Below are 4,388 nucleotides of genomic sequence, written 5' to 3'. Positions count from 1 at the left end.
CTGCCCGTCGCCGCCGACATCCCCGCGGGCCGCACCGACGTGCCACCGCTGGAACCGGGGACCGCACACCGGATCATGACCGGTGCCCCGGTGCCGCCGGGCGCGGACAGCGTGGTCGTCGTCGAACGGACCGACGCGGGCACCGGACGGGTGCGCGTGTTCGCCACCGTCGACCCCGGGGCGCACATCCGCCGGTCGGGTGAGGACGTGGCCGCCGGCGCCACCGCCCTGGCCGCGGGCACCGTGCTCGGCCCCGCACACCTGGGCCTCGCCTCCGCGATCGGACTGGACCGGCTCGCCGTGTACGAGCCGCCGAGGGTGCTGGTCGTGTCCACCGGTACCGAGCTGGTGCTCCCGCCGGAGCCGCTGCGGCACGGGCAGATCTACGAGTCGAACAGCATCATGCTGGCCGCGGCCCTGACCGCCCTCGGCTGCCGGGTGGAGACGCTGCGCAGCGTGGCCGACGACGTCGACACCTTCCGCGCGGCCGTGGAGTCCCGCCTGCCGGGGACGGACCTGGTGATCACGTCCGGCGGGGTGAGCGCCGGTGCCTACGAGGTGGTCAAGGACGCCCTGACCGGCATCGGCGTCCGGTTCACGAAGGTCGCGATGCAACCGGGCGGTCCCCAGGGCTGCGGACACTGGGACGGGGTGCCGGTGGTGACGCTGCCCGGGAACCCGGTGAGCGTGCTGGTGTCGTTCGAGGCGTTCGTCCGGCCCGCGTTGTTGTCGGCGCTCGGGCACACCGACGTCGACCGGCGCCGGGTACGGGCACGGCTGACCGAGGACCTGACCTCCCCCGCGGGCAAGCGGCAGTTCCGCCGCGGCCACCACACCCCCGGTTCCCCGGGCCGGGGGCACGTCACCGGGGTCGTCGGCCCGCGCGGCGGGCCGGGCTCGCACCTGCTGGCGGCGTTCACCGAGGCCAACTGCCTGATCGTGCTCCCGGAGGACACCACCGCGGCCCCCGCCGACTCGGAGGTCGACGTCCTCCTCCTCTGAGCAGCCCGTCCCGGGGTGTGCCGTGAAGGGGTCCTTCCCTGCGCCCGACGCAGGGAAGGAGGCCTTCGCGGCACCCGACGCAGGGAAGGGGTCCTTCACGGCAACCCCGACGACGACTCCTGGTAACGTTTCTTGCACATGTGGTTACCTACCTCGGGGTGCGCGTCTACCATCGGCCTTCCGCGGCCGGGTGGCGTACGACGTCGGGGGGCGGACGCCGCCCGGCCCGTCCATGCGGGAAAATCCCCCGCCATGAGCGCCAACCCGCTCGGCCACGCCGCGCGCCTGATCCGAGATTCCGTCCCCCCGATGCACCCCGCGGGGCGCCCGTTCGTCGCCGGTGCCGCCGCGGCCGCACTGCTGCTCCGGCGACTCTCGCCACGGCTGGGCACGGCCGCGGGCCTCGGCGCCTTGGCCACCGCGGCGTTCTTCCGCGAACCACGCCGGGTGCCGCCCGCCCGCACCGACCTGGTGCTCTCCGCCGCCGACGGCCTGGTCTCGCTGATCGAGCAGGCGTCGCCGCCTCCCGAACTCGGCCTGCCCGACGGGCCGCGCACCCGGGTGAGCGTGTTCCTGTCCGTGCTCGACGTGCACGTTCAGCGCGCGCCCGCGACCGGGACCGTCGAGCAGGTCGCCTACCGGCCGGGCACATTCCTCTCCGCCGATCTGGACAAGGCGAGCGAGGACAACGAGCGCAACGCCCTGCTGCTGCGCACCGACGACGGACACGACCTCGTCGTGGTGCAGATCGCCGGGCTTGTGGCCCGTCGTATCCTCTGCGACGTGTCCCCGGGCGAGCGGCTGGACGCGGGTTCGACCTACGGGCTGATCCGCTTCGGCTCGCGCGTGGACACCTACCTGCCGCCCGGCAGCCGACTGCTGGTGCGCGAGGGACAACGCACCATCGGCGGCGAGACCCCGCTCGCCGAGCTCCCAGCGACGAAGGACTGAATCCATGGCCCGGACCACCCCCGGAGTCCGGTTGCTGCCGAACGCGGTCACCGTGCTCGCCCTGTGCGCGGGACTCTCGGCCGTGCAGTTCGCCCTGTTCGGCGATCACCGGCTCGCGATCGGCGCGATCGGGATCGCCGCCGTGCTCGACAGTCTCGACGGCCGGATCGCCCGGTTGCTCGACGCCTCCTCGCGGATGGGCGCCGAGCTCGACTCGCTGTCCGACGCGATCTCGTTCGGGGTCGCCCCCGCGCTGGTCCTCTACGTCTGGTCCGGCGAGCCCAGTCGCCTCGGCTGGGTCGCCGCGCTCATCTTCGCGGTGTGCATGGTGCTGCGCCTCGCCCGGTTCAACACCCTGCTCGACGACACGGAACAGCCGCCGTACGCCAACGAGTTCTTCGTCGGGGTTCCCGCGCCGGCCGGTGGTCTGCTCGCGCTGCTGCCGGTCATCGCCACCCTGGCGTTCGGTCCGGGCTGGTGGTCGGCGGAGGCGACCGTGTGGCTGTGGACCGTCGCCGTCGCGCTGCTGTTGATCAGCCGCGTGCCCACGTTGTCCCTGAAGAAGCTGCGGGTTCCCGCCAAGGCGGTGGCGCCGCTGCTGGTGTTCGTCGGCCTGGCCGCCGCCGCCACGATCCAGTACCCGCTGCTGGTCCTCACCAGCGTGCTGCTGCTGTACCTGGTGCACCTGCCGTACTCGGTGTACCGGTACCGGTGGCTGGCCCGCCATCCCGAGGCGTGGGAGGTGCCGTCGCGGGAACGCCGGGCGATTCGTCGGGGGCGCACCCAGCGCAAACTCGGGCTCCGCAGGCCGCAGTTCCGCAGGGTGGCCGGGGTGGCCCGCCGCGCGGTGCGCAGGCCGCGCCCCACCGGGCACGTGCCGAGGGTGTACCCACCCGAGGGTGCCGCGCCCCCGGCACGCGGCGGCACGCGCACCACACGGCGCCGGAACTGGCGTCGCATCGGACTGCGGCAGAACCGCGAGCGGGAATTCAGCAACGACTGACCAGCACCCCGGCTAGCCTGGGGAGGTGAGCGCGCCACAGCTGACCCTGACCGTCCGGCACACCGCGTCGGCGTTGGACACCCGCCGCGGTGTGGTGCGGCTGCACCGCGAGGTGCTGGACGCGCTGGGGCTGCGTGCCTGGGATGCCGTGCGGCTGACCGGGGCCCGGGTCAGCGTCGCACTCGCCGCCCCCGCACCGGCCGGAGCGGCGCCCGGGGTCCTGCTCGCCGACGACGTGACGATGGGCAACGTCGGTGTGGCGGAGGGAGCCGACGTTCTCGTCCGACCCTGCGAGGTACGGGCGGCACGCCGGGTGACCGTCTCCGGTTCCCGGCTGGCACGCCTGTCGGTGCCGGAACACACCCTGCGACTGGCCCTGATCGGGAAGGTGCTGACCGTCGGTGACGCCGTGTCGCTGCTGCCGCAGGATCTGGCTCCGCCACCGGGTTCGGACGTCCCCGCCGTGCGGGGGACCCTGTCCCGGGCCGTGGGCGCCACCTGGACCAGCGAACTGCTCACCGTCACCGCGACCGAGCCGGACGGGGCGGTGGCCGTCGGCCGTGCGACCGTGGTGACCTGGCGCGAACCGCACACCCCGGCGCCGGACGGCCCCGCGACCCGGCCCGGCGACACCGCGACCACCGCGGCGACGACCACCGCACCGACGGGAGCGGCCGGGAGCCCGGCGGGGTCGGCGGATCCGGGGGAGGCGGAACACGCGGAGGACGCGGGGAACGCGGTCCCGCTCGCCGACCTCGCGGGCGCGGAGTCGGCCGCCCGCAGACTGGGCGAGTGGTTCGAGTTGGCCTTCGACCGTCCCGATCTCCTCGCGACGCTGGGCACCTCCCGTCGCCTCGGCGTGCTCGTGTCCGGCCCGGAAGGGGTCGGCAAGGCCACGCTCGTCCGCTCGGTCGCCCACGCCCGACGGGTGCCCGTCGTCGAGGTGGAGGCCCCGGGGTTGGCGGCGCTGGAACCGGACGCGGCGGCGTCCCGGTTCACGGCCGCCGTCGAAAGAGCGGCGGCCACGGGAGGCACGGCCGCCGTCGAAAGAGCGGCGGCCCCGGGCGAGACGGCCTCCGGTGCCGGCACACCCGCCGTCCTGCTGGTGACCGACGTCGACGCACTACTCCCGGCGACCACACCGCCCCCGGTGGCGACCGTGCTGGTCGACCGGATACGCGACGCACTCGGCCGATCAGGGGTGGCGGTCGTGGCGACCACCGCACACCCCGAGTCGGTCGATCCCCGGCTCCGGTCGACGGACCTGCTCGACCGGGAGCTGCGGTTGGGGCTGCCCGACGCCCGGACCCGCACGGAACTGCTGCGCATCCTGCTGCGGGACACCCCGGTGGAGCACGGCGCCGACCTCGGCCGGGTCGCCGAGCGGACCCCGGGGTTCGTCGCCGCGGACCTGGTCGCGCTGCGGCGCGAG

General features: G+C 74.6%; 4 protein-coding genes. All 4 read left to right on the top strand.

Annotated features, from left to right (window positions below; all coding sequences use genetic code 11):
* The coding region (locus tag SACPADRAFT_RS0206710; RefSeq protein ID WP_040924039.1) for a molybdopterin molybdotransferase MoeA at positions 1-1,002 on the top strand (1,002 nt) is incomplete at its 5' end.
* Positions 1,003-1,254: 252 nt separating this feature from the next.
* Positions 1,255-1,953, top strand: coding sequence for a phosphatidylserine decarboxylase (locus tag SACPADRAFT_RS0206705; RefSeq protein WP_007026664.1), 699 nt, complete (start codon positions 1,255-1,257; stop codon positions 1,951-1,953).
* Between the two features lie 4 nt (positions 1,954-1,957).
* Positions 1,958-2,956: a CDP-alcohol phosphatidyltransferase family protein gene (locus SACPADRAFT_RS0206700; protein WP_007026663.1), complete on the top strand. Its 999-nt coding sequence runs from the start codon at positions 1,958-1,960 to the stop codon at positions 2,954-2,956.
* Positions 2,957-2,981: 25 nt separating this feature from the next.
* The coding region (locus tag SACPADRAFT_RS0206695) for an AAA family ATPase (RefSeq protein WP_007026662.1) at positions 2,982-4,388 on the top strand (1,407 nt) is incomplete at its 3' end.

Origin of the sequence: Saccharomonospora iraqiensis subsp. paurometabolica YIM 90007, from assembly GCF_000231035.2 — a bacterium.
Classification (GTDB): Bacteria; Actinomycetota; Actinomycetes; order Mycobacteriales; family Pseudonocardiaceae; genus Saccharomonospora; species Saccharomonospora paurometabolica.
Note: the sequence above shows the minus strand (reverse complement) of the source record. Positions and strands in the feature narration are given on the sequence as shown.

What these genes read in the sequence shown, in the direction of transcription:
- SACPADRAFT_RS0206705 (WP_007026664.1), top strand. Translation starts at nt 1,255, where the DNA reads ATGAGCGCCAACCCGCTCGGCCACGCCGCGCGCCTGATCCGAGATTCC.
- SACPADRAFT_RS0206700 (WP_007026663.1), top strand. Translation starts at nt 1,958, where the DNA reads ATGGCCCGGACCACCCCCGGAGTCCGGTTGCTGCCGAACGCGGTCACC.